Consider the following 23,723-nt stretch of genomic DNA (forward strand, 5'->3'; position numbering starts at 1 on the left):
CCTAGCGGTCGCGCCGCGAGCGGGTGCCCCAGCCCTTGCGTTCGAACACGCGTTCCATCGCGAAATACAGCGTGGGCAGGATGAAGAGCGTCAGCAGCGTCGACACCACCAGCCCGCCGACCACCACCGTGGCCAGCCCGCGCTGCACGTCGGTGCCGACGCCGGTGGCAAGTGCGGCGGGCAGCATTCCCACCGACGCCACTGTGGCCGTCATCAGCACCGGCCGCAGCCGCTCGGTCGCGCCTTCGAGCACCGAGGCCTGCAGCTCCAGACCTTCGCCGCGCACGCGGCGGAAGTTCGCGACCATGATGATCCCGTTCTGTATCGAGACACCGAAGAGCGCGATGAAGCCCACGGCCGTTGCCACGTTGAGCGTTTCTCCCGCCACGTGCACCGCGATCAGCCCGCCCAGCGTGGCCATAGGCACCACGCCGAGGATCAGCGCCACCTGCCGGATCTTCCCGAACTGGAAGAACAGCAGCACCGCCATGATGCTCACCACGATGGCCAGCGACACGCTCAGCCGGGCCTGCGCGCGCTGCTGGTTCTCGAACTGGCCGGCCCATTGCAGGCGGAACTTCGTGGGGTCGAACTTCACTTCCTTCGCGATGCGCTCGCGTGCCTCGTCGAGGTAGGAGGCGAGATCGCGGTCGCGGTTGTCCACGCGCACCGTGATCTGGCGCTCGTTCATCTCGTGCGAGATCGTGCTTTCGCCGGTCTGCAGGCGGATGTCGGCCACCTGCGCGAGCGGCACCTTGACCCCGCTGGAGCTGTTGAGCAGCAGCGAGCCGATGGCCTCGGTGTTGCCCTTGGCGCTTTTGGGCATCTTCACCGACACGTTGTAGGTGCGGTTGCCCGAGTACACGGTGATGACGGGCGCGCCGCCGATGCCGGTCTGGATCAGGCTGGCCACGTCGTTCGCGTTCACGCCGAAGCGCGCCGCCGCCTCGCGGTTGAGCTGGATCACCACTTGCGGAATCGGCGGCTCCTGGAACAGCGACGCCGAGGCCGTGCCGCGCACCGTTTCGAGCAGGTCGACGATCTGGTTGCCGATGCGCCGGCTTTCCTTCAGGTCGTCGCCGTAGATGCGCAGCACGAGCGGACTATGCGCGCCGCCCACGGCGTCGTTCACGCCGTCGATGATGGGCTGGCTGATGCCCACGTCGAAGCCCGGCATGCGCGCGAAGCGCTCGGTCAGGGTGCGCACGAAGTCGGCCTTCTTCACCCCGGCCGGCCACTCGCCATAAGGCTTGAGGCCCACCGGAACCTCCATGTGCGAGGGCGTCCACGGGTCGGTGCCGTCGTCGTTGCGGCCCAGCTGCGTCACGACGTACGAGACTTCCGGGTATTCGAGCAGCACGTGCCGCAGCTCGGTCGCCATCTCGCTGGCCTTGTCCAGCGACAGGCCCGAGGGCAGCTGCACCTGCAGCCACAACGCCCCTTCGTCGATGTCGGGCAAAAATTCGCGCCCGGCCGTGGCTCCCAGCACCACCACCGCGGCCAACGCCGCCACGCTCAGCCCGTAGGCGATGGCCGGCACCTCCAGCAGCCGCGCCAGCACCCGCCGGTACGCACCGGTGAGCCACACCAGCGGCTTGTTGACGAAGGGCTTGCTCGGCTTGCGCAGCGCCACGTAGGCCAGGCTCGGAATGAGCGTGAGCGCGCAGAGCAGGGCACCCACCAGCGCGTAGCCGACCGTGAAGGCCATCGGCTTGAACAGCTTGCCCTCGGCCCGCTCGAAGGCGAAGAGCGGGAAGTAGGCCGTGATGATGATCAGCGTCGCGAAGAAGATCGGCCCCGACACGTGGCTCACCGTCTCGAGGATGTTGCCCTCGGTGAGCGTGGCGTGCGGTTCTTCTTCCCGGCGCCGCAGGATGGCCTCCATCACCACGATGGCGCCGTCCACGATGATGCCGAAGTCGATCGCGCCCAGCGAGAACAGGTTGGCCGGCATGCGGGTGAAGTGCATCACGATGAACACCGTCACCAGCGACATCGGAATGGCCACGGCAGCCACCACCGCACTGCGCGGGCTGCCCAGGAAAAGAATGAGCACGAAGCACACCAGCGCCATGCCTTCGAGCACCGTGTGCGTCACCTTGTCGACGGTGAGCTTCACCAGGTCGTCGCGGTCGATGTAGGGCACGATCTTCACGCCCATGGGCGCGAGCTCGGCCTGCAGCTCGTCGATCTTCTTGTGCACACCCTCCAGCACGCGCGAGGGGTTCTCGTACTTGAGCATCAGCACGATGCCCTCGATGGTGTCCGGATTGGTGTCCTTGCCCAGGATGCCGCCGCGCTCCTGGTGGCCGAACTGCAGCCGCCCCAGGTCGCGCACCTGCACCGGCGAGCCATTGCTCTGCGCCACCACCACCGTGCCCAGGTCGTCCAGCGTGCGGATCTGGCCGATGCCGCGCACCACATAGCTCTGGTCGCCGCGCGCGATGCGCCCGCCGCCGGCGTTGGCACTGTTGTTGTTGATGGCCGTGACCACGTCGTTGAGCACCAGCCCGTACTTCTGCAGGCGCGCCGGGTCGAGTTCCAGCTGGAACTCGCGGGTGAAGCCGCCGAAGTTGTTGATGTCGACCACGCCCGCCACCTGCTTGAGCGCGGGAATCACCTTCCAGCGCTGCAGCTCCGACAGTTCCATCAGATTCTTCGTGTCCGACTCCAGCGTGTAGCGGTAGATCTCGCCGGCCGGCCCCGCCACCGGCCCCAGGCTGGGCTGCGCGCCCGAGGACAGGCTGACCTGGCCGATGCGCTCGGTCACGCGCTGGCGCGCGAAGTAGTCGTCGGTGCCGTCCTTGAAGGTCAGCGTGATCAGCGACAGCCCGAAGGTGCTGCTCGAGCGGATCGAGGCCAGCCCCGGCGTGTTGCTCAGCGCGCGCTCCAGCGGCGTGGTGATCTGCTGCTCGATCTCCTCGGCGGCCAGGCCGTTGACCTGCGTGGTCACCTGCACGTTCACGTCGCCGAGGTCGGGGTAGGCCTCCACCGTCATCTGCGTCCATGACCACGCGCCGAAGAGCACGAGCGCCACCGACATCGCCCAGGCCAGGTGCCTGCGGCGGAAGAACTGGGTGATGATGAGATTAATCATTCAGCAGCACACCGCCACGGACCACCACGCGCTCGCCGGCGGCCAGGCCGCTGCGGATGCGAACCTTGTCGCCGTCTTCCCGGCCCAGCTCCACCGTGCGGCGCACGAAGGTCCAGGGCTCGGCCTCGACGAAGACGCTCACGCTGTCGTTGTTCATCAGCAGCGCCGATGCCGGCACCTGCGGCTGCACGCCCTGCGGCACGCCCAGCACGGCCGTCGCGTACATGTTGGGCTTGAAGATGCCGTCGGGGTTGGCGAAGACGATGCGCGCGCGGGCGCGGCGCGTGTCCGCGTCGAGCACCGCGCTCACGAAGGCCACCTTGCCGGTGAAGCTGCGCCCCGGGTAGGCCGCCAGCGTGACCACCACGTTCTGCCCAGGCGCGACCGTGCCGACCACGCCCTCGGGCACGTTGACCGTGACCCAGACCGAATCCAGGTTCGACACCGTCATCAGCACCGCGTTGGCGTCGTTCAGGCTGGAGCCGGCGGCCGCGTTCAGCGCCGTGACCGTGCCGGACGTCGGCGCGACGATCTTCAGCACCTGGCCGGCCTGGGCGCCGCTCGCGTCCGCGCCCAGGCTGCGCAGGCGCGCCTCGCTGCGCTGGAGCTCGGCCTTCTGCTGGGCGACGCTGCTGCTGGCGGCTTCAACGTCCTTCGCGGCGTTGGAGCCTGCCTCGTTCACGCCGCGCGCGCGCACCAGCGCGCGCTGCGCGAGGTCGAGGGCGTCGCGAGCCTTCTGCGCGTCGGCCACGGCCTGCGCGAGGTCGGGCGAGCTCATCGTCGCAAGCACCTGGCCGCGCTTGACGATGTCGCCCAGGCGCACCTTCAGCTCGAGCAGCCGGCCGGTCAGCGGCGGCAGGATGTTGGCGGTATTGGCCGGATTGGCTTCCAGCGTGGCGGGCAGGCTCACCTCGTGCGGCAGCGTGTCCTGGCCGACCGTGGCGACCAGCAGGCGATCGCGCAGCGGCGAGCCGGCGGGCACGCTCAGGCGGTTGCCCTGGCGCACCAGCATCGGCGCAGGGGCGGCGGCCACCGGGGTGGCTGCATGGGCGGTGCTGTCGAAGGAATCGACGCACAGGGCCGCGCAGGTCATCACGCCGAAGACGATGCGCGCGGGAGTCATTTGGTAGAGGGATTTCTTCTTCATCGCATGCGGATGTCGAGGGACGGGCGCGCCGTGCACGGGACGCCTTCCCATGCCCTCGATCCGCTCCCGTCTCCTGCCGGGGAGCATAAGAAATGGCGCCTGAAGAAGCTCCCAAGAAATCCTGAAGAAATCTTCAGGATCGGCCTTCGGCGGCCCCGCTGGCCGGAAGTCAGGAACACGCGGCATGATCCGCGCGATGAGAATTCTGCTGATCGAAGACGACCGCAAGGCCGCGCGGCTGCTGGCCCGGGGCCTGCAGGAAGAGGGCTTCGTGGTCGACGTGGTGCACACGGCGGAGGAGGGCGACGAGGAGGCGTTCGTCGTCGCCTACGACCTGATCGTGCTCGACTGGATGCTGCCCGGAAAGGACGGCCTCACCCTGTGCCGCGACCTGCGCCAGCGCGGCTGCAAGACGCCCGTGCTCATGCTCACCGCCCGCGATGCGCTCAGCGACCGCGTGGCCGGCCTCAACACCGGCGCCGACGACTACCTGACCAAGCCCTTCGCCTTCGACGAGCTGCTGGCACGCGTGCGCGCGCTGCTGCGCCGCTCCGAGCTCGTGCGCCCGATGGTGCTTGCGCTGGCCGACCTGAGCCTCGATCCGATGAGCCAGCGCGTGCTGCGCGGCGGCATGGTGCTGGAGCTGACCCACAAGGAGTTCGCGATCCTGCAGATCCTGCTGCGCCACGCGGGCGAGGTGGTCAGCCGCTCGCGCCTGGCCGAGCAGGTGTGGAAGGACGACCTGATCGCCATCGACAACCTGATCGACGTGCACATCAGCAACCTGCGCCGCAAGGTCGATGCGCCGCCGGCCGCACCGCTGATCCAGACCGTGCGCGGGCGCGGCTTCAGGCTGGCGCTGGCGGACGACGGCGCAGGTGCCGGAAGCGTCGCGCATGCTTAGCTTCCGAAAGCGGCTAGCGCTGGCGCACGTCAGTGTGATCGTGGTGGTGATGGCGGTCGCCGCCCTCGGCTCGTACCTCGTGTTCTCGCGCAACGTGCACCGCGAGCTCGACGCCGCGCTGCTGGCGCTGGCCGAGACCGAGATGGGCATGCTGCTGTCGGCCGGCGAGGGCGACACCGTCATCGTCCACGAGGCTCCGCCGGGCCCGGGCGCACCGTCGTTCGTGCGGCTCGACCGGCTGGTGCAGATCGTCGATGCCGACGGCCGTGTGCTGGCGCGCAGCAGCAACCTCGGCGAGGCGCAGCTACCCATTCCGGCCGCGCTGCGCGAGCGGCTTGCGGCGGGCGAGACCGTGTTCGAGACGCTCGACGGCTACGGCGAGGAACCCACGCGCATGGTCTCGGTGCCCGTGCCGGGCCGCGCCTCGGTGCTCGCGGTGCAGGTGGCCGGCTCGCTGGACGACGTGAACCGCACCGTGGCCATGGCCAGCGCGCTGTTCATCATCCTCGGCGGTGCGCTGCTGCTGGCGCTGGGCGCCGCCGGCGCGCTCATCACCCGGCGTGCCTTCGGCGCCATCGACGACGTGGTGCGGCAGGCTCACCGCATCGGCGACGCGAACCTCGGCGAAAGGCTGCCGCACCCCGGCACGCGCGACGAGATCGGCCGGCTGGTGGACACGCTCAACGACATGCTGGCGCGCATCGAGCAGGGCATGGAAGCGCAGCGGCGCTTCACGTCGGATGCCTCGCACGAGCTGCGCTCGCCGCTGTCGCGCCTGCGCACCGAACTCGAGCTGGCACTGCGCAGGCCGCGCGAACCGGCCGCGTATGTGGAAACGCTGCGCTCTTCGCTGGAGGAGGTCGAGTCGCTCACGCTGCTGGTCGAGGAACTGCTGGTGCTGGCCCGCCTCGACGCCGGCCAGGAGCGCGACGCGGTGGAAACGGTGTCGCTGAATCAGCTCGCCGAAGAGGCCCTGAGGCGGCTTGAACCACTGGCGCGCGAGCGGCGCCTTGCCCTGTCGCTGGCGCCCGCTTCGCCCGTGGCCGCGCGCTTCGCCCGTGGCGCGGCCAGCCTCGCGCTGGCCAACCTGCTGGACAACGCCCTGAAGTTCTCTCCGCCCGATACCACGGTGCGTGTGAGCCTGCGGGCGGACACCGAGGCGAGCGAGGCCGTCATCAGCGTGGCCGACAGTGGCCCCGGCATACGCGGCGACGAAATGCCTCACCTCTTCGAGCGCTTCTACCGCGGCGCCACGGCGCGCTCGGATGAGAAGACACCGGGCCTCGGGCTAGGGCTGGCGCTCTCGCAGGCTGTGGTGCACGCGCATGGCGGGCGGATCGAGGCGGCGAACGAGAGCGGTGGCGGGGCGCGGTTCGACATGAGGTTGCCGCTGGTGGTGCCGGGCAAACCCTGACCGGATGGGCGGATGGCGCTTCGAGAATGGCCCGGTCCATTCCCGAAACGACGCAACGAAAGAGTCTTCGCCGCCATGTCCCAAGCCACGCTGTCCCGCCGCCGCTTCACGCTCGCCACCGCCGCCGCAAGCCTCGCCTTGCCGTCCTTCGCGCAGACCGCATGGCCCACCAAGCCGATCCGCGTGATCGTGCCGTACACGCCCGGCGGCTTCACCGACCAGATGGCGCGGCTGGTGCAGGTCGGGCTGCAGACGAAGCTGGGGCAGCCTGTGCTGGTCGACAACAAGCCGGGCGCCAACAGCCTGATCGGCGTCGATGCGATCGCCAAGGCGGCGCCGGACGGCACCACCTTCGGCGTCGTCATCGCGGCCTATGCGGCCAACACCACGCTGTACCCCAAGCTGCCGTATGACCCGCGCAAGGACCTGACCGGCGTTTCGCTGATGGGCGTATCGCCGCTGCTGGCTGCCGTGAACGTCGATGCGCCGTTCAAGACGGCGCGCGAGCTCATCGACTATGCGCGCGCCAATCCGGGCAAGGTGAGCTTCGGCTCCTCGGGCAATGGCTCGGCCGCGCACCTGACCACGGAGCTGTGGAAGTCGCTGACGCAGACCTACATGATCCACATCCCGTACCGGGGCGCGGTGCCAGCATTGACCGACCTGATGGGCGGGCAGATCCAGCTTTTCTTCGATGCGCCCACGGGCCTCATCAACCAGGCCAAGGCCGGCAAGGTGCGGCTGATCGGCGTGGCGGGCGACAAGCGCCTGGCGGCGGCTCCCGAGGTGCCGACCTTCATCGAACAGGGCTTCGCGGGCTTCACCGGCAGCACCTGGGCCGGCATGGTGGCGCCGGCGGGGACGCCGCGAGACATCGTCAAGCGCATGTCGGAAGAGGTGGCGCGCATCATCAAAAGCGACGACACGCGCGCCAAGCTGGATGCGATGGGCACCATTCCGGCGGGCAGCACGCCGGAGGAATTCGATGCTTTCATCACGGCTGAAACGGTGAAGTGGGGCAAGGTGATCCGCACGGCGGGGGTGAAAGCGGAGTAGCTCCGGAGGCCCCGGCCTCAAGCCGCCAGCACCAGCACCTTGCACTGGCTCGGCACGATCCGCATCCCGACGATGTTGCTGCGGTTCTGCACCGACAGGCTCGTCATGCGCGTGCAGGGCGAGCCCTTCAGCAGCACGGTGAACGCGCCCGTGATGTGTCGCGAAGGACCCATCACGGTCTGCGACACCACGCCCATCATCACGCCCGCGTTGTCGCCATTGGTGATCGGTGTGATCGTGGCAAGGTTGTGCGCCGGCGTGCCGCCGTAGAGGATGTTCCAGGCATTGGGAATGGCGGTCGGTCCCAGCGCGAAGTTGGGGTAGGGAATGGGCACGGCCGGCGGAGTCTTGCAGACATCGGGGAAGGCGAGGTCCATGCCCATCATCTGGGAGTTGGCAAACATGGCGGGGGCTCCTTTTCCGGGCATCAGCCCATGTGGATCTGCTCGGCGTCGATCTTGACCAGCTCCTTGCTGGTGACGAGCGTGTTCTTCGCATGCAGGCGCAAGGTGCTCGACGACTGGATGTCGATCTGGCCCGCGCGTACCTGTTCGACTTCCTCGGTCAAGCGGAAGCTCGACCGGGTGAGCAGGTGAAGGCGGTCGAGCACCACCTCGCACGCGCGGCCCACGAAACGCGAGACCAGCGCGCTGAAGCGCACCTCGGCGCCCTGGTAGTCGAGCTCCGAGACCTTGCACAGGCCGCGCCCGGCCGTGAGGTTCCATTCGGGTGCGCGGGTGGCGACGGCGGTGTCCGATTGCAGATCGAGTGCGCCGGAGCTGCGCACGGCGATGCCGCCGTGCCTCGACGCCAGGGTCAGGTCGCCGTTCACCGCGAGCACCGCATGGCCCTGGTCGGCCTGTGCGACAACGGCGATCAGGTAAAGCTCGTCTTCGTCAGGGCCTGCGACCATGACGATGTCGCCCGGCGCGGGCACCAGCAGGCAGCTGGCGGCGCGGCGACAGGGCCGCGACCGGGTCTCTCCCGTCGGGACCACATCGTGGCTGTCGTCCGAATGGCTGGCCACCACCTTCGCCATGCAAATGCCCGGGGGCTGCGCGGCGGCCTGTCGCTTGGCGGGCGGCGCCTTGTGCAGCAGGGGGGCGAGTTCGCTTTCGCCGTGGACGTCTGCAGGGGGGGCGGTGGAATGGGAGCTTCGTGCGCTCATCGTCATGCGATGTCCTTTGCGTCGATGGAGAGGCGACCCTCGGCGTCGCGGTCGAGGCGGATGGCGCGGGCCAGGCGCTGGCGGGCGATGCGCTCTGCCTCGTACAGGTGGGGGTCGTTGTCGAGCACACCGATGCGGTCGCTCCAGCGCGAGCCGGCCAGCTCGGCCCGGTGCAGCTGGGTGCGCTCGAAGCGGGCCTTCTCGAAGTTCGCGCCGCGCAGGTCCGCGCAGGAGAAATCGGCGTAGACGAGCCGGCAGCGCTCGAAGCTCGCGTTCTCGCAGCGGGCGCGGAGGAAGACGCCTTGTTCCAGGCTCGCGCCGGAGAAGTCGGCTCCCGCGAGCCAGGCGTCGGCCCAGAGCGACTGGTCGAGCGCCGCGCCACGGAAATCGGCGCCGCGCAGGTCTGCCTCGACGAACAAGGTTTGCGGCGCTTGCACGCGGGCCATGCGCGCGCCGTCGAGCCTTGCGCCCTTGAAGTTGCATTGCGCGAGCTGCGCGTCCTCGAACACGCAGCCGGACATGCGCGCGTCCGTGAACTGGCACATCGCGAAGGCCTGACCCGCGAACGACTGGCCGCGCAGGTCGGCCTCGGAAAACACGGCGTTGTGGAAGCGCGCGGTTTGGAACGCGACCTCGCGCAGGTCGCTGCGGAAGAACACCGCGCTCGTGAGCGAGGCATTGCGCAGGTCCGCGTTGCCCATGCGGCTGTCGTTGAAGATCGTCTTGGTAAGCGTGGCGCGCTCGAAGCTGGCGCCGTGCAGCTCGCAGCCGTAGAAGACCGTTTCCGCCAGCTGTGCACCGGCGCAGCGCGCGTCGCGCAGGTCGGACTCGGTCACGACGGTGCGCGGCCAATGGCTGGCGGTCGCATCCACCCCCCGCAGGCTGCAGCGCAGGAGCGACACGCCATCCAGCCGCCCCGACGCCAGCGTCGCGTCATCGAAGGTGCAGCGCTCGAACACCGAGTCGTCCAGCCGGCTGCCGGCGAGCGAGGCCCGCGTGAAGCGGCATTCGCTGAACATGCCGCCCGAAAGGTCGAGGCCGTCGAGCGGCATGCCGGTGAAATCTTCTCCTTCCACGCGCTTGCCGTTGCGGATGTGAAGCACCAGCTCCTGCGGGCTCATCGGATCGGCGTCGCGCGCGGGGCCGGCACGGTCTTGGTCTGCTCGATGTAGGCACCCTGGGTGGCGGTGGTGCCGTCGATGCGGATCTGCGACATGTCGGCACGAAACAGGTTGGCCTCGCGCAGGTCGGCGCTAGGCAGCAGGGCCTTGTTGAAGTTGGCGGTCATCAGGTTGGCGCCCCGCAGCGACGCCCGGCTCAGGTCGGCGCGAATGAAGAGGCTGTCGGGCGCCTGCACTTCGGCGAGGTCGGCGCCGCTCAGGTTGCAGGAAGAAAAGTCGCAGGTGTCGAGCGTGGCGCGGGTGAGCCGCGCATCTTCCATGGCCATCCCGCGCAGGCTGCACTGCACCAGCGTGGCCGCCTCGAAGCTGGCGCCGCGCAGGCTGGTGCTGCCGGCAAAGCAGGTGGTTCGCAGCAGGGCCGCCGCGAACACCATGCCCTCGTCGCACGGCGTGTGGGTCCATGCGCAGGCTTCGAGCGTGGCGCCGGTGAAGTCGAGCCGCGCCACGCGGCACGACAGGAAGGCGGCCTTGTAGAGGCGGGCGCGCCGAAAGCTGCAGCTTTCGATGGTCACGTCGGAAAGGAAGCCGGCGTAGGCAATGTCGGCGTTGTCGAAGTTGCAGCCGCGCAGCCGCGAATCGATCAGGTGCAGATGGTGCAGGCGCGCGCCCTCGAAGCTGCAGCCGGCAAGCGTCACCTTGTCCAGCTTCGCGCCTTCGAGGTCGGCGCGCGAGAAGTCAGCCTGTTCGCAGGCGATACCTCCGAGGTTCGTGTCGCGCAGCACCGCGTCATGAAACCGGGCGCCCGAGAGTTGCGCACGCACCAGTACGGCCTGGCTGAAATCGGCGCTGTCGCATTGCGCGCCGCGCAGGTCGGCGCTTTCCAGCAGCGTGCGGCGAAAGCATGCGCCGCGCAGGTCCAGGCCCGAGAGGTCGGCGCCGGTCAGGTCCATCTCGGTGAAATCGCGGCTGCCTGCGAGCACCGACGCCACATGGGCACGAAGTGCCGCAAGCCGCTCGGGGGGCAGGGGATCGACGCTGGACTGGTGCTGGGCAGTGCCGCGGTACAGCGCGAGCAGGCCGCGCTCGCCGTCCTCTGTCATTTTTCGCATCGATTCCACCTGGTCCGGCGGCATGGGCGCGGTGCCCGTGGCCGCTGCGATGCCCGTGAAGCCGCGCAGCACCGACGCGCCATCCACGCGCGGCGGCCCCTTGATCTCGGCGCGGTCATGCTCGCGCACCAGCTTGCCGGTGTCGAAGCCGACCTTCCTCGACTCGCTGGCGTTGGCGTCGGCTTCGCGCTGAAGGCGCTCACGCTCGACAGCGCCTTGCGCGCGCTGCGCGCGGGCATAGGCATCTGCCTGCTCGACGAACCCGGGCAACTCGTGCAGGGTGGGTGTGCGCTGGAAGGGCGCGGGAAGAGCGCGCTCCCTGAAATGGCGCGCCTTGTGCCCGGCGTCGAGCGCCATCTGCTTGAGTTCGTCGCGGGCTTGCCGGCCGCGTTCGCGCATGTTGCGCACCAGCGCTGATTCGGTGGTTTCGGGCTGTTCGAGCCATGGACCAATGGCCTCTGGCGGCACCAGTTCATCGTCTCGGAACATGTAGAGCGCGCCCTTTTCCGGGTCGCAGCGCTGGCGCAGCACGGTCTCGTAGTGCGCGAGGCCGCGTGGTGCGTCGATCGTTTCGAGCGCGGGCATCACGTGGGTGACGTCGCTGGCGTCGTCTTCTTCGATGAGGGTCTCGCCATGGAAGACCAGCGCCACGCGCTCCAGGTGCGGGAAGAACCACGCGGTGGTCAGCCGCTGCGCGATGTCCTCGATCTGCCCCGGCGACCGGCGCCGCGCGATGAAGGCGACGGCGCGCCAGCTGGGCAGTCGGCCCCGCTGGATCGGCACGCCGGGGTGCATGTTCCACACCGCATAGGGGGTGCCCGGAGCGATCTCCAGGGCACCGGCCAGGCGCTGGTCGGGCGGCGCGGCATTGAAGAGCTGCCAGTCCATGTCCTCGGCAAAACCCGGAAACAGGTGGGCGCGCCAGTGCTCGTCGTACTGCCTGCCGATCATGCGCATGCGCCGGGGCCAGGCGATGTCGAGCGGGCCGAAGCCGGCGGGTTCGGGCTGGTCGCCGGGCCGGTGCACGCGGTGGGAGGGGTCTTCGATGTTGGGCAGGCGCTGCACCTCGCGGCCATCAACTTGTTCGAGGCCGTGGCCGCGGCCCAGCGGGTTGTCCGCGAAGGCGGGGCCGCCATAGGCGCGCGTCCAGTCCACGCGCATGGACTCGAAGGGCTGCGGCTGCGTGGCACGGCCGCCAATCCAATAGCGGTCACCAAAGACGGCCAGGTCCTTGGCAAGGCCGCCGAGTTGCAGCCGTGCGGCGCACATCGTCTTTTCCGCCTGGTGCGCGGTGTAGGCGAAACCGGTGGCAAGCACCTCGGCGCGGATCTTCGGCAGGCCCAGGTCGATGGCGGTGGCCGGACCGAGTTCGTCGGACAGCGCTTTCCAGAACTCGGGTTCGGGCGTCAGCACGGGCTGCTCGCCCATCGATGCCATGCACAGCGTGGTCACGGCCAGGCGCTGCTCGCCACCGCGCAGGAACGGCCGCGTGGTGACGCTCAGCCGCAATGGCTTGACGGTCTTCATCGGCGGCGCATCCGCGGCATCCGCTCAGGACGCACGCGGGATCTCCAGCGGCGTGCGCTCGCGGTCGATCGCGACCGAGGCGGCGTTTCGCGGGTCGTAGCGCAGATGAACGATCTTCAGCGGTTCCTGGAACCGGGGCACCAGCGCGTCTTCGACGAATGTGCGGATCGACGCCGTGTGCAGCGTGCCGGCGGTGTCGGCGTAGTCCACGTCGAGCACCACGGCGCAAACGGTCTGCCCGCGCGAGCCGCCGCGGGTCATGTTTCCCGGGTGCATGCGCAGGCTGCGAAGCACGCCGTCGGCCGGCTGGCCCGTTTGCGCGAGCGACAGCCACAGCTTCTGTTCAGCCGAATACAGCCGGCTCTCGCGGCGCATGTAGCCCACTGCGCCGATCGAGAACACGACGACCGCCGTCATGACGACGGCGAAGACAACCCAGAGAAGAATTTCCCAGACAGGCATCGTGTCCTTCACATGACGATGTGCATGGCCTGCGCATAGGTCGCGAGACCGTCCATCAGGAAGCGCAGCGCGGCGTTGCCGACCTGTATGGCTTCCTTGGTGATGTCGGTGCCCTTGTTCGCGATCTTGAAGGTGAGGAAGTCCACCTTGAGCACGGCGTATTGCGAATTGATGCCGTAGAACTGTTGCCGCACGCCCCAGAAGTCCAGCGAGGCGCCCACGGCTCCGAAGCGAAAGCCCACGCCGCCCGAACGCGCCAGCCGCCAGTCGCTGCTCTTGGCGTAGTTGTTGGTGTAGCTGACGGAGTTGTTGGTGTAGTTGTTCGTCAGGTTGTTGTAGGTGTTCGACGTCGTGTTGTAGACGCTGGTGTTGATGACGTGCTGCGTCGTGTTGTGGATGTGGTTCGTCGTGTTGAAGGTCACGTCCGGCGAGGTGTGCACCGTGGGGCCGGTGACGGTGGTGGTCGAGGGGCCGTTGACCTGCACCGTGTTCGAGGCGTTGATGGTGTCCTGGCGGCCCGCGCTCACGAAGCGGATTTCCTGTCCGTCGATGGTGCCGTTGAAGCCGCCGCTGATCGCCAGCTTGACGCCGCCCGTGATGGTGTCGTTCAGCCCGCCGCCGATCGAACGCGTCTTGCCGCCGGAGATGGTCTGCGTCACGCCGCCGGTCACTGTTTCGGTGAAGCCACCGGTCACGCTGCGGGTGTCGCCACCGCTGATGGTTTCCTTGGCGCCCGCGGTGATGTCGCGCGTCTCGCCGCTCTGGTAGGTGGCCGACTCGTAGCCCTTGATCAGGGTGGTGCGGGTGCCGCCGGTGGTGTGCGTCTCGTCGGCCTCCACCTCCACGTCGAGGTTGCGCTCGGCGTGCAGCAGGATCTGCTCGGCGCCCGAGCGGTCCTCGAAGCGCAGCATGTTGGCCTGGTTGGCCGCACCGCCCGCGCTGGAGCGCGTGAGGATGCCGCTGGCCGTGGCGTTGGCGGGCAGCTCCCATGGCGGCATCTGGTCGCTGTTGTAGACGCGGCCGGTGATGATGGGACGGTCGGGCTCGCCACCGATGAAATCGACGATCACTTCCTGGCCCACGCGCGGCATGTGCATGGTGCCGTAGTTGGCGCCGGCCCAGTTGCTGGACACGCGCACCCAGCACGAGCTGTTCTCGTCCGACTGGCCATATCGGTCCCAGCGGAACTGCAGCTTCACGCGGCCGAAGCGGTCGGTCCAGATCTCCTCGGGACCGACCACCGTGGCGGTCTGCGGGCCGTTGGTGCGCGGGCGCGGCGTGGTGCGGGCGGGGCGGTAGGCCACGGAGGAGGGCAGCACGGTGAAGTCGAACTCGCACACCGATTCGCTGCTGCCGCCGGTGGAGTACTCGGGCTCCTGCAGGTTGTAGCGGGTCTCGGTGACGAGGTATTCGCGGTTGTCCGATTCGCGCGGGCAGTGCGTCATCTCGAACAGGTAGCCCGGCGCCATGCCGACGACGTTGGTGTGGCCCGAAGCCAGCTCGTGCGCGCACTGCAGCTCCTGCAGGCGGACCTTGGCGTAGGCATCGCCCTGCTGGTGCTCGCTGTAGCCGCCCAGCCATTCGTAGACCTCGTAGGTCGAATGCTCGTGGGCTTTGGGGTCTTGCTGCACGCTCTGCAGCGAGGCGCGCGACTTCTTGAAGTCGAAGTCGTCGAGCATCACGCGGCCCGAGGTGATCTGCTCGGCCACGCGCCACTGGTCGATGCAGGGCTCCAGCGCATTGAGCACGCGGTCGCGCGGGCGGTAGGCGATGCTGGCGTGGCCGGGCAGCGGCTTGTAGCTGCCGGTATCGTCGGCCAGCACCAGCAGGTGCGAGCCGTTGCCGTGCTCGAAGTGATAAGCGATGCCTTCGTGCTCCATGAGGCGGCTCACGAAGGCGAAGTCGCTTTCCTGGTACTGCACGCAGTACTCCATGGCGGGGTAGCTGCCCGTGAGGCGCTTGTCGAACTGGAAGCCGTACTTGCCCAGCACTTCGTCGAGCACCTCGGGCACGCTCTTGTTCTGGAAGATGCGGCAGTCGGTGGTGCGCGTGAGGTACCACAGCCACGGCTGCACCAGCGCACGGTAGATGTAGTGGCGGCCGGTTTCGTTGGCGCGGCCTACAAGCTCGAAGCGCACCACCGTGCCGTTGAGAAAGCGCGGCGCGCCTTCGTCGGCCAGCTCCAGCGTGAGCGAGGTGCCGAGCAGTTGCTTCAGGTCGAGGCTGAAGCTGGTGCTGACCATGTCCACCTCGAACTCGAAGAGTTGCGAGAGCCCCTCCCGTCCCCGCATGGCGCGGAACTTGAGCTGCTCGGCGCTCAGGACGGTGTGGACTTGGACAGTACGCGGCATTCGGAATTTCCCTGACCCATGGGGCTTCTGCGGATGCGAAACCTTCGATGGGCAGTCTAGAAATTCCTTATGTCATATACATGACGCGCAGGGGCGGCACGGGCCGCTTTCCCCTCTGAAAACAGGCGTAGAAGAAGCCCTTACATCGAGGCTTCGAGCATGGCCTTGTAGTCGTCGCGTGTGGCCAGGCGCGGGTTGGTCTTGTGGCAGTGGTCGGCCATGGCGCCGTCGATGATCTGCTCGAACATCGCGGGTGTCACGCCCACCTCGGCCAGGCCCTTGGGCAGCCCGAGGCGCGCGTTCATGTCGCGGATGGCGTCGCCGAGATCGCCGGCCGAATCGAGGTGCATGGCCTGCGCCATGCGCTGAAGGCGCTGCTCCTTCTGCACCGATTCGGCGCCCGAGTTGAAGTGGATCACCGCGGGCAAGAAGAGGGCGTTGAGCGTGCCGTGGTGCAGGCGTGGATCGACGCCGCCCAGGCTGTGGCTCAGCGAATGCACGCAGCCCAGGCCCTTCTGGAAGGCCATGGCGCCCTGCATCGATGCGCTCATCAGGTTCAGGCGCGCCTCGCGGTCGCTGCCGTCCTTTGTTGCGCGTTCGATGTGGCCCCAGGCGCGCTCCAGCCCGTCGAGGCCGATGCCATCTGCGGGCGGGTTGAACGCGGCCGACATGAAGGTCTCCATGCAATGCGCGATGGCGTCCATGCCGGTGGCGGCCGTGAGCCTGGGCGGCAGGCCGAGCGTGAGCTCGGGGTCGCAGATGGCGGCCTTGGGCATCAGGAACCAGCTGTGAAAGCCGAGCTTGCGGTGGTCGTCGACGATGACGATGGCGCCGCGTGCCACCTCGCTGCCCGTGCCGCTGGTGGTGGGCACCGCAATCAGCGGCACTGCGCGCTCGGTGATCTTGGGCGAGCCGCCTTCGATGGTGGCGTAGGTCTTGAGCGGGCCTTCGTGCGTGGCCGCGATGGCCACGCCCTTGGCGCAGTCGATGGCCGAGCCGCCGCCCACTGCGATGAGCCCGTCGCAGCGGCCGCTGCGGTACAGCTCGACGGCTGCGCGCACCGCGGCTTCGGTGGGGTTGGAGGGCGTCTGGTCGAACACCGAGACCTCGAGGTCGGAAATGGCATCGAGCGCCTTCTGCAACACGCCAGCCGCGCGCACGCCGGCGTCGGTCACGATCAGCGGGCGGTTGATGCCGATGCGCGCGCATTCGCTGGACAACAGCTTGATTGCGCCGAATTCGAACTGGATCTGGGTGAGGTATTGGATGAGTGCCATGAATGTGGATATGCCCTGGGGCAGTACGATTGCCGACCAGCCAAATCTAACAAGAGCGATCAGTCTTGCACACGAAAGAAACCCTTGCCGTTGTCGCGACCGGAACACCGCCGGCCACGCGGCTTACCCCGAAGATGGCCAGCGTGGTGGAGCGCATGGCCCGTGCCGGCCACCCCCCGCTCGACCGGCTCACGCCCGAGGAGGCCAAGGCCTCCTACGAAAAGGGCGCCGGCGTGCTCGAAGTGCCCAAGCCCGAACTGGCGCGGGTCGAAGACTTCAGCATCGAGGCCCGCGACGGGCATGCGATTCCGGCGCGGCTGTATGCGCCGTCCGTCGACGCGCTGCCCGCGCTGATGTACTTTCATGGTGGCGGCTTCACCGTCGGCAACATCCGCACGCACGACACGCTGTGCCGCGTGCTGAGCCTCAGGAGCGGCTGCGCCGTGGTGTCGGTCGACTATCGCCTGGCGCCGGCGTACAAGTTTCCCACCGCGTCCAACGACGCATGGGACGCCTTCGCCTTCCTGGCCCGCGAAGGCGGGCGCGTCGGTGTCGATCCGCGGCGCCTGGCGGTGGGCGGCGACAGTGCCGGTGGCACGCTGGCGGCCGTCTGCGCGATCCTTGCGCGTGACGCGGGCCTGCCGCTTGCGCTGCAGATGCTGATCTACCCCGGAACCACCGCGCACCAGGACACGGCCTCGCATCTGCGTCACGTCGACGGTCCGCTTTTGACCAAGTCGATGATCGATTTCTTCTTCGCTCAGTACGTCCGCACGCCGGCCGACCGCGACGACTGGCGCTTTGCGCCGCTGCTGGCCGACGACGTCGAGGGCGTGGCGCCGGCCTGGATCGGCCTGGCCGAATGCGATCCGGTGGTCGATGAAGGTATCGCCTACGCCGACAAGCTGCGCGCCGCGGGCGTGCCGGTCGACCTGGAGATCTACCGCGGCGTGATCCACGAATTCGTCAAGATGGGACGGGCGATTCCCGAGGCGCTGCAGGCGCAGGAGGACGCGGCCCGCGCACTCAAGGAAGCACTGGCACCATGAGCGAAGCAGCCACCCAACGCAGCAATTTCCGCTTCTTCCACCGCCTGCGCGTACGCTGGGCCGAAGTCGACATGCAGAAGATCGTCTTCAACGCGCACTACCTGATGTATTTCGACACCGCCATCTCGGACTACTGGCGCGCCTTGGCGCTGCCGTACGAAGAGGCGATGCATGCGCTGGGCGGCGACCTCTACGTGCGCAAGGCCACCATCGACTTCCGCGCCTCGGCGCGCATGGACGACATGCTGGACATGGGCGTGCGCTGCGCGCGCATCGGCAATTCGTCGATGGTGTTCGAGGGCGGGCTGTTCCGGCAGGACCAGTTCCTGGTCGGCTGCGAGCTGGTCTATGTGTTCGCCGACCCGGCGACGCAGACTTCGAAGCCGGTGCCTGCTGTACTGCGAGAAGTGCTGACCGGCTACGAGGCCGGCGAGACGATGAGCACCGTCGAGACCGGCGACTGGGCCACCCTGGGCGAAGGCGCTGGCGCCCTGCGGCGCGCGGTGTTCATCGAGGAGCAGAACATTCCCGAAGCGATGGAATGGGACGCGCAGGACGCCGTGGTGCTGCACGCGGTGGCGCGCAACCGCATCGGGCAGGTCATCGCCACAGGGCGGTTGCTGGCGGCCGAGAACGGCGTCTCGCACATCGGCCGCATGGCGGTGCACCGCAACCTGCGCAGCGGCGGGCACGGCGCTGCGGTGATGCAGGTGCTCGAAGACGCCGCCAGGGCGCGCGGCGACAGCGTGGTGGCGCTGAATGCGCAGCGCAGCGCCGAGCGTTTCTATGCGCGGCTGGGCTATGTGCCGCACGGCGACGGCTTCGAGGAGGCCGGCATCCCGCACATCGAGATGCGCCGGTCCCTTCTTCCTTCTTCTCAATAGCGCGCGGGCGGGTCCGGCACGTAGCCTGGGTCGGAACCCGGGAATGGCGACGGACCGGCCGGACGCGGCCAGCGCGGCGCGGGCTGCACCGGGATCACGCCCGCGGCAACGAGGTTCTCGCGGCTGTCGTAGCGGATGCGGACCACTTCGTCGGGCGACGGCTGTGCGCGCTCGAAGGTGGTCTTGCCGACATACGAGGTTTCGCGGCGGCCGTGCGCGGTGCCCAGGCTCGGGCTGGGCGCGGGCTGGCGCAGGCTGCCCGCGGGGGACTCCGCTGCTGCAGCGGCACCGTCGGCCGAACCGGCCTTCGCGCGCGCATCGCCCAGGGACGACGAGTCGCTTCGGCGCTCGCGCTCGCCGCGTTCGTCGCGGTACGGAAAAGGCGTGACCGGCGGCGGGGGCGGCTCGGGCATGCGCTCGCGGAACATCGCGACGCCGATCACGCCAACATCTTCCGGGCGGCCCGTGCGGCTCGCATAGGAGTTGCCGGCCGCGGCGAACTCGAAGGCCGCGATCTGCGAATCGCTCTTGCGCCAGCCGGTGATGTCGCTGCGCTCGCTGCCGCTGAACACATAGCCGTTCTGCCCGACGCCGGCCGTTTCGCCGGTGACGATGTTGACGCCGTCCACCGACATCACGGCCATGATGCGTTCGCCCGTCGCGTTGCGCGCCCGGATGGCGTAGCGCGCTCCGGGGCGGCCGGCCACCCAGTATTCGCCGCGGTGGCGGTAGATCGGCAGTTCGGTGCCGGTGCCGCGGTCGACCACGCTGATCTGCATCAGCGAGCCGATGCGGCTGGGCGGCGTGGGCGGGGCGTAAGGCCGCTCCGGGCTCTGCGCGCAGGCCGAGAAGGAGGCCGCGGCGCTCAGGGCCAGGGCGGTGGAAAAGAGTCTGCGCTTCATGGTGTCTTCCTTGCCGGGAGTTGATCGGTGCAGGCTTCTACGGCGCAGCATCGGCGGCAGGGTTAAACGACGCGCAAAAAAAATGGCGCCATCTGTTCGATAGCGCCGAACGCCCCTTTTCTTCAAGGGCGTTGGGGGAATGGGAGACTCAGATGTCCTCGAGCAGGGGGTAGGGCAGCGGATCGACCGTGAGTGCCGGGCCGTCGGCCGCGCCCGCGTGCAGGCCACCGGCCTCGAGCGCCGCGATCTGCATCGAGACCAGCGCGGACCAGCCGCCGCCGGGCGCCGGCGCGGCCTGCGCCACGATGCCCACGGGCTGCTCGGCATCGGCGGCCGCGAACACCTCCTGTCCGGTGGAGACGGGCGCATCGGCCTGCACGAGGTAGGTGCGCCGCTTCAGCGTGCCGCGGAACTGGCTGCGCGCGACCACTTCCTGGCCGGGGTAGCAGCCTTTCTTGAAGTTCACACCACCGACCGATTCGTAGTTGATCATCTGCGGCACGAAGGCGTCGACGATCGGCGTGGTCAGCGTCACGATGCCGCTGCGCACCTCGCTCCATTGCCACAGGGCGGCATCTAGCGCGGGGCCCGTGGGTGCGGCGTGGCCGGCCGGCGCGATCCAGAGCGCACGCGGCACGCCGTCGGCCGGATACAGCGACACGGCGCTGGCGTCTTCGCCGACGGCCGTGCGCTTGCCGGGCGAAGCGGCGGCGTCGAGGCCGTTGCCGGCCAGGGCGGTGCCAGCCAGGCCATACAGCGCAAACTGCTCGGTGGCGTCGGTCAACTTGGCCTTGGCGCGCAGCACGAACATCGACAGGCGCTTGAGCGTCGCGGCCAGGATGTCGCGGCTGCACACCAGCAGGATCAGCTCCGGTTGCGGCTTGATGCCGATGAAACTCGCGATCACACGGCCCTTGGCGGTGCACAGCGCAGCCAGCCGGGCGTCGGAGGCCCCGAGCAGCGAGAAGTCCTGGGTGAGCTGGCCGTGCAGGAAGCTGGCGGCGTCCGGGCCCTCGGCACGGATCACACCGAGGTGGGAGAGGGCGGTCACGCCATTGAGAACGACTGTGGTCATCGCTGAATTATCATGGCCGGGCCTGTTCCTTCGGGGCGGCAGGGGCTCCTTCCCTGCAGCCTGCGAATCCATCGGTTTTCTCCGGCTTTTTCCGTCTTCCCCATATCGGATCCGTGCGCAGCTTCTTCCTTACGCTTTTCCTGCTCGCTGCCCTGATCGCGCTCGCGCTCGGCGGCGCCGGTTTCTGGTGGGTGCACCAGCCGCTCAAGCTGCCGGCGCCCAGCGTCGACCTGTCTGTCGAGCCCGGCACCACGCCGCGCGGCATCGCACAAGCCGTGGCCGACACGGGCGTCGACGTGCAGCCGCAGCTGCTCTACCTGTGGTTCCGCATCTCGGGACAAGACCGCCAGATGCGCGCCGGCAGCTACGAGCTGGAACGCGGCGTCTCGCCCAAGCTGCTGCTCAACATTCTGGTGCGCGGCGAGGAAGCCACGCGCAGCCTGGTGCTGGTCGAGGGCTGGAACATCCGCCAGGTGCGCGCCGCGCTCGCCAAGGCCGACCAGCTCAAGCCAGACAGCGTGGGCCTGAGCGACGAGGCGCTGATGGCCAGGCTGGGCAAGCCGGGCCTGCATCCGGAAGGGCGTTTCTTTCCGGACACCTACACCTACTCGAAAGGCTCGACCGACATCGCCCTGATGCAGCGCGCGATGCGGGCCATGGACAAGAAGCTCGAAGCCGCCTGGGCCGCCCGCGCTTCCGATCTGCCGTTGAAATCGGCCGATGAGGCTCTTATTTTGGCCAGCATTGTCGAAAAGGAGACAGGCAAGGCCAAAGACCGCTCGGAAATCGCGGCTGTCTTCACCAATCGCCTGCGCATCGGCATGCCGCTGCAGACCGACCCGACGGTGATCTACGGCATGGGCACCGCCTTCGACGGCAACCTGCGCAAGAAAGACCTGCTGACCGACACGCCCTGGAACACGTATACGCGCGGCGGGTTGCCGCCGACGCCGATTTCCATGCCCGGCAAGGCAGCGCTGCTGGCTGCGGTGCAGCCGGCGCAGAGCAAGTCGCTGTACTTCGTCTCGCGCGGCGACGGCACAAGCCAATTCAGCAGTTCGCTCGACGACCACAACCGCGCGGTCAACCGCTATCAGCGCGGCGGCGGCAGCGATTCCAAACCGAAGGCGACCCAATGAGTGACAACGGTCTGTTTCTGACGCTCGAAGGCATCGACGGGGCGGGCAAGTCGAGCCACCTCGATGCGCTGGAAGCCCTGTTCAGGGCGCAGGGCCGCGAGGTCGTGCGCACGCGCGAGCCCGGTGGTACGCCGCTGGCCGAGACGCTGCGCGAGTTGATCCTCGATCAGCCGATGGACCCGCTGACCGAATCGCTGCTGGTGTTCGCGGCACGGCGCGACCACATCGCGCAGGTCATCGAGCCGGCGCTGGCGCGCGGCGACGTGGTGCTGTGCGACCGGTTCACCGACGCGACCTTTGCCTACCAGGGCGCGGGGCGGGGCTTCGATGAAGCCGTGCTGTCGACGCTCGAACAATGGGTGCAGGCGGAGGCGGGCAGGGCGGCGCCACTTCAGCCGCACATCACGCTGTGGTTCGACCTGGCGCCCGGGATCGCGGCGCAGCGATTGGCCGGCGCCCGCGTGCCCGACAAGTTCGAAGCCCAGCCCGTCGAATTCTTCAGCCGCGTCGCCCAGGGCTACGCGGCCCGCGCGGCCGCTGATGCGAACCGCTTCGTGCGCATCGATGCCAGCCAGGCCCGCGACCAGGTGTGGCAGCAGGTCGAAACGGCATTGGTGGCGCGTGGCGTGCTGAACCGAGGATCCGCCCGATGAGCGTGCCGGCCCTGTCCCCCTGGCTGCGCCAGCCGCTCACGGAGTTGCTGCGCCAGCGCGGCCATGCCTGGCTGCTTCAAGGTCCCTCCGGCATCGGCCAGTACGAACTGGCGCTGGCGCTCGCGTCCGCATGGCTGTGCGAGCAGCCGACGCCGGAGGGCACGGCCTGCGGCCACTGCGCCAGCTGCCATGCCATCGAGGTTCGCACCCATGCCGACCTGTGCGTGCTGATGCCCGAAGTCGCCATGCAGGAACTGAACTGGCCGCTCGACGAGAAGGCGCAGGCCGACATCGACGACAAGAAACGCAAGGCCAGCCGCGAGATCCGCGTCGAGGCAATGCGCGATGCGGTCGGTTTCGCGCAGCGAACCAGCGCGCGCGGCCGTGGCAAGGTGGTGCTGGTGTATCCGGCCGAGCGCATGAACACCATCACCGCCAATGCGCTGCTCAAGACGCTCGAAGAGCCCGTTGGCGACGTGCGCTTCGTGCTCGCCAGCGAGGCCGCGTGGCAACTGCTGCCGACCATCCGCAGCCGCTGCCTGGGCTTCACGCTGCCCTGGCCTGAAACCGCCGAGGCCGAAGCCTGGCTGGCCGCGCAGGACGTGCCCGCCGCCGATGCGGCCGCATTGCTGCGCGCCGCCGGCGGCCGGCCGAGCGACGCCTTGCGGCTCGCGCGCTCGGGTCAGTCGCCCAAGGCCTGGTCCTTGCTTCCCAAGGCCATGACGCGTGGCGACGTGGGTGCGCTGGCCGATCACGCACCGGCGCAGGCCGTCGGTGCGCTGCAGAAGCTTTGCCACGACCTGATGGCTGTCGGCAACGGCGCCGCACCCCGGTTCTTCGATGCTGCCGACCTGCCCGCCGCGCCGTCGCGGTTGGCGCTGGCGCGCTGGTCGAAGTCGTTGGCAAGTGCCGCGAGAACCGCGGAACACCCGTTCAATGCGGGTCTCATGCTTGAAGCGCTTGTGAGCGAAGCGCGAACCACCCTAAACTCTGCCGCTCGTCGCCCATGAACCAACCTGTCGCCTCCGCCGTTCCCAACGCCACGCCCGCCCGGCCGAGCGTCATCCAACTCGCCATCAAGGAAAAGGGCGCGTTGTACGCGGCTTACATCCCTTTGTTCGCAGAAGGCGGCATCTTCATTCCGACCACGCGCGAATACCGGCTCGGCGACGATGTCTATGTGCTGCTGACGCTGCCCGAAGACCCGCAGCGCTATCCGGTGGCAGGCAAGGTCGCCTGGATCACGCCATCGCGTGCGGCAGGCAACCGGGCACCGGGCGTGGGCATCCGGTTTCCGTCCGACGAAAAATCGCGCCAGCTCAAGGCACGCATCGAGGCTGCGCTGGGCGGTTCGATGGCCTCCGACCGTCCCACGCAAACCATCTGAG

At 68.5% G+C, this 23,723-nt stretch carries 20 protein-coding genes; 9 read left to right on the forward strand and 11 right to left on the reverse strand.

Annotated features, from left to right (window positions below; genetic code table 11):
* Window position 1 precedes the first annotated feature (1 nt).
* A complete protein-coding gene (locus ACEN9N_RS09455) occupies window positions 2–3,097 on the reverse strand; it encodes an efflux RND transporter permease subunit (RefSeq protein WP_495655920.1) in 3,096 nt (1,031 codons plus the stop codon).
* The gene (locus ACEN9N_RS09460; protein WP_495655921.1) at window positions 3,090–4,244 is read right to left on the reverse strand and encodes an efflux RND transporter periplasmic adaptor subunit; all 1,155 of its coding nucleotides are present in this window, start codon (window positions 4,242–4,244) and stop codon (window positions 3,090–3,092) included. The genes ACEN9N_RS09455 and ACEN9N_RS09460 overlap by 8 nt, the downstream gene beginning before the upstream one ends.
* Before the next feature lie 184 nt (window positions 4,245–4,428).
* On the opposite strand from ACEN9N_RS09460, the gene ACEN9N_RS09465 reads away from it, so the two are divergent.
* The 3 genes from ACEN9N_RS09465 to ACEN9N_RS09475 all read left to right on the forward strand — a co-directional run bounded on the left by ACEN9N_RS09465 (window position 4,429) and on the right by ACEN9N_RS09475 (window position 7,618).
* Window positions 4,429–5,148 (forward strand): response regulator transcription factor, encoded by a 720-nt coding sequence (locus tag ACEN9N_RS09465; RefSeq protein ID WP_495655922.1) that lies wholly within the window; start codon window positions 4,429–4,431, stop codon window positions 5,146–5,148.
* A complete protein-coding gene (locus tag ACEN9N_RS09470; protein ID WP_495655923.1) occupies window positions 5,141–6,562 on the forward strand; it encodes a sensor histidine kinase in 1,422 nt (473 codons plus the stop codon). The genes ACEN9N_RS09465 and ACEN9N_RS09470 overlap by 8 nt, the downstream gene beginning before the upstream one ends.
* A gap of 75 nt (window positions 6,563–6,637) precedes the next feature.
* A complete protein-coding gene (locus tag ACEN9N_RS09475; protein ID WP_495655924.1) occupies window positions 6,638–7,618 on the forward strand; it encodes a tripartite tricarboxylate transporter substrate binding protein in 981 nt (326 codons plus the stop codon).
* 17 nt (window positions 7,619–7,635) lie between these two features.
* Here ACEN9N_RS09475 and ACEN9N_RS09480 read toward each other — a convergent pair whose 3' ends face one another.
* The 7 genes from ACEN9N_RS09480 to gbd all read right to left on the reverse strand — a co-directional run bounded on the left by ACEN9N_RS09480 (window position 7,636) and on the right by gbd (window position 16,633).
* The gene (locus ACEN9N_RS09480) at window positions 7,636–8,022 is read right to left on the reverse strand and encodes a DUF4150 domain-containing protein (protein ID WP_413311963.1); all 387 of its coding nucleotides are present in this window, start codon (window positions 8,020–8,022) and stop codon (window positions 7,636–7,638) included.
* 23 nt (window positions 8,023–8,045) lie between these two features.
* On the reverse strand, window positions 8,046–8,786 hold the full coding sequence (locus ACEN9N_RS09485; protein WP_193386523.1) for a DUF3540 domain-containing protein: 741 nt from the start codon (window positions 8,784–8,786) through the stop codon (window positions 8,046–8,048).
* A 2-nt stretch (window positions 8,787–8,788) separates the two neighbouring features.
* A complete protein-coding gene (locus tag ACEN9N_RS09490) occupies window positions 8,789–9,907 on the reverse strand; it encodes a pentapeptide repeat-containing protein (RefSeq protein WP_495655925.1) in 1,119 nt (372 codons plus the stop codon).
* Window positions 9,904–12,543 carry a DUF2169 family type VI secretion system accessory protein gene (locus ACEN9N_RS09495; RefSeq protein WP_495655926.1) on the reverse strand — a complete coding sequence of 880 codons (2,640 nt, stop codon included), beginning with the start codon at window positions 12,541–12,543 and terminating at the stop codon, window positions 9,904–9,906. The genes ACEN9N_RS09490 and ACEN9N_RS09495 overlap by 4 nt, the downstream gene beginning before the upstream one ends.
* A 24-nt stretch (window positions 12,544–12,567) precedes the next feature.
* The gene (locus ACEN9N_RS09500) at window positions 12,568–13,005 is read right to left on the reverse strand and encodes a hypothetical protein (protein WP_007827692.1); all 438 of its coding nucleotides are present in this window, start codon (window positions 13,003–13,005) and stop codon (window positions 12,568–12,570) included.
* Window positions 13,006–13,013: 8 nt separating this feature from the next.
* Complete coding sequence (locus ACEN9N_RS09505) at window positions 13,014–15,356, reverse strand: type VI secretion system Vgr family protein (RefSeq protein ID WP_495655927.1); 2,343 nt, start codon at window positions 15,354–15,356, stop codon at window positions 13,014–13,016.
* Window positions 15,357–15,496: 140 nt separating this feature from the next.
* Window positions 15,497–16,633, reverse strand: a complete 1,137-nt coding sequence (gene gbd / locus ACEN9N_RS09510) for a 4-hydroxybutyrate dehydrogenase (RefSeq protein WP_495655928.1) — start codon at window positions 16,631–16,633, stop codon at window positions 15,497–15,499.
* Between the two features lie 134 nt (window positions 16,634–16,767).
* Between gbd and ACEN9N_RS09515 the strand changes: the two genes are divergently transcribed.
* Both ACEN9N_RS09515 and ACEN9N_RS09520 read left to right on the forward strand, forming a co-directional pair.
* The gene (locus ACEN9N_RS09515) at window positions 16,768–17,682 is read left to right on the forward strand and encodes an alpha/beta hydrolase (RefSeq protein ID WP_413312006.1); all 915 of its coding nucleotides are present in this window, start codon (window positions 16,768–16,770) and stop codon (window positions 17,680–17,682) included.
* Window positions 17,679–18,566: a YbgC/FadM family acyl-CoA thioesterase gene (locus ACEN9N_RS09520; protein WP_495655929.1), complete on the forward strand. Its 888-nt coding sequence runs from the start codon at window positions 17,679–17,681 to the stop codon at window positions 18,564–18,566. Before ACEN9N_RS09515 ends, ACEN9N_RS09520 begins: the two co-directional genes overlap by 4 nt.
* On the opposite strand, the gene ACEN9N_RS09525 is transcribed toward ACEN9N_RS09520, so the two are convergent.
* The gene (locus tag ACEN9N_RS09525; RefSeq protein ID WP_495655930.1) at window positions 18,560–19,468 is read right to left on the reverse strand and encodes a hypothetical protein; all 909 of its coding nucleotides are present in this window, start codon (window positions 19,466–19,468) and stop codon (window positions 18,560–18,562) included. The two genes, ACEN9N_RS09520 and ACEN9N_RS09525, sit on opposite strands and share 7 nt — an antisense overlap.
* 148 nt (window positions 19,469–19,616) lie before the next feature.
* Window positions 19,617–20,543 carry a CAF17-like 4Fe-4S cluster assembly/insertion protein YgfZ gene (ygfZ, locus tag ACEN9N_RS09530; RefSeq protein ID WP_495655931.1) on the reverse strand — a complete coding sequence of 309 codons (927 nt, stop codon included), beginning with the start codon at window positions 20,541–20,543 and terminating at the stop codon, window positions 19,617–19,619.
* 113 nt (window positions 20,544–20,656) lie between these two features.
* On the opposite strand from ygfZ, the gene mltG reads away from it, so the two are divergent.
* Genes mltG through ACEN9N_RS09550 form a run of 4 tightly spaced genes read left to right on the forward strand, consistent with a single transcriptional unit; the run spans window position 20,657 to window position 23,722 of the window.
* Window positions 20,657–21,682: an endolytic transglycosylase MltG gene (gene mltG, locus ACEN9N_RS09535; protein ID WP_495655932.1), complete on the forward strand. Its 1,026-nt coding sequence runs from the start codon at window positions 20,657–20,659 to the stop codon at window positions 21,680–21,682.
* Window positions 21,679–22,335 carry a dTMP kinase gene (gene tmk / locus ACEN9N_RS09540; protein ID WP_413311946.1) on the forward strand — a complete coding sequence of 219 codons (657 nt, stop codon included), beginning with the start codon at window positions 21,679–21,681 and terminating at the stop codon, window positions 22,333–22,335. Before mltG ends, tmk begins: the two co-directional genes overlap by 4 nt.
* Window positions 22,332–23,345 carry a DNA polymerase III delta subunit-related protein gene (locus ACEN9N_RS09545; protein ID WP_413332650.1) on the forward strand — a complete coding sequence of 338 codons (1,014 nt, stop codon included), beginning with the start codon at window positions 22,332–22,334 and terminating at the stop codon, window positions 23,343–23,345. The genes tmk and ACEN9N_RS09545 overlap by 4 nt, the downstream gene beginning before the upstream one ends.
* A complete protein-coding gene (locus ACEN9N_RS09550) occupies window positions 23,342–23,722 on the forward strand; it encodes a PilZ domain-containing protein (protein WP_007827708.1) in 381 nt (126 codons plus the stop codon). The genes ACEN9N_RS09545 and ACEN9N_RS09550 overlap by 4 nt, the downstream gene beginning before the upstream one ends.
* The last annotated feature ends 1 nt before the right edge of the window (window position 23,723 follow it).

The organism is Variovorax sp. Varisp46 (genome assembly GCF_059491885.1).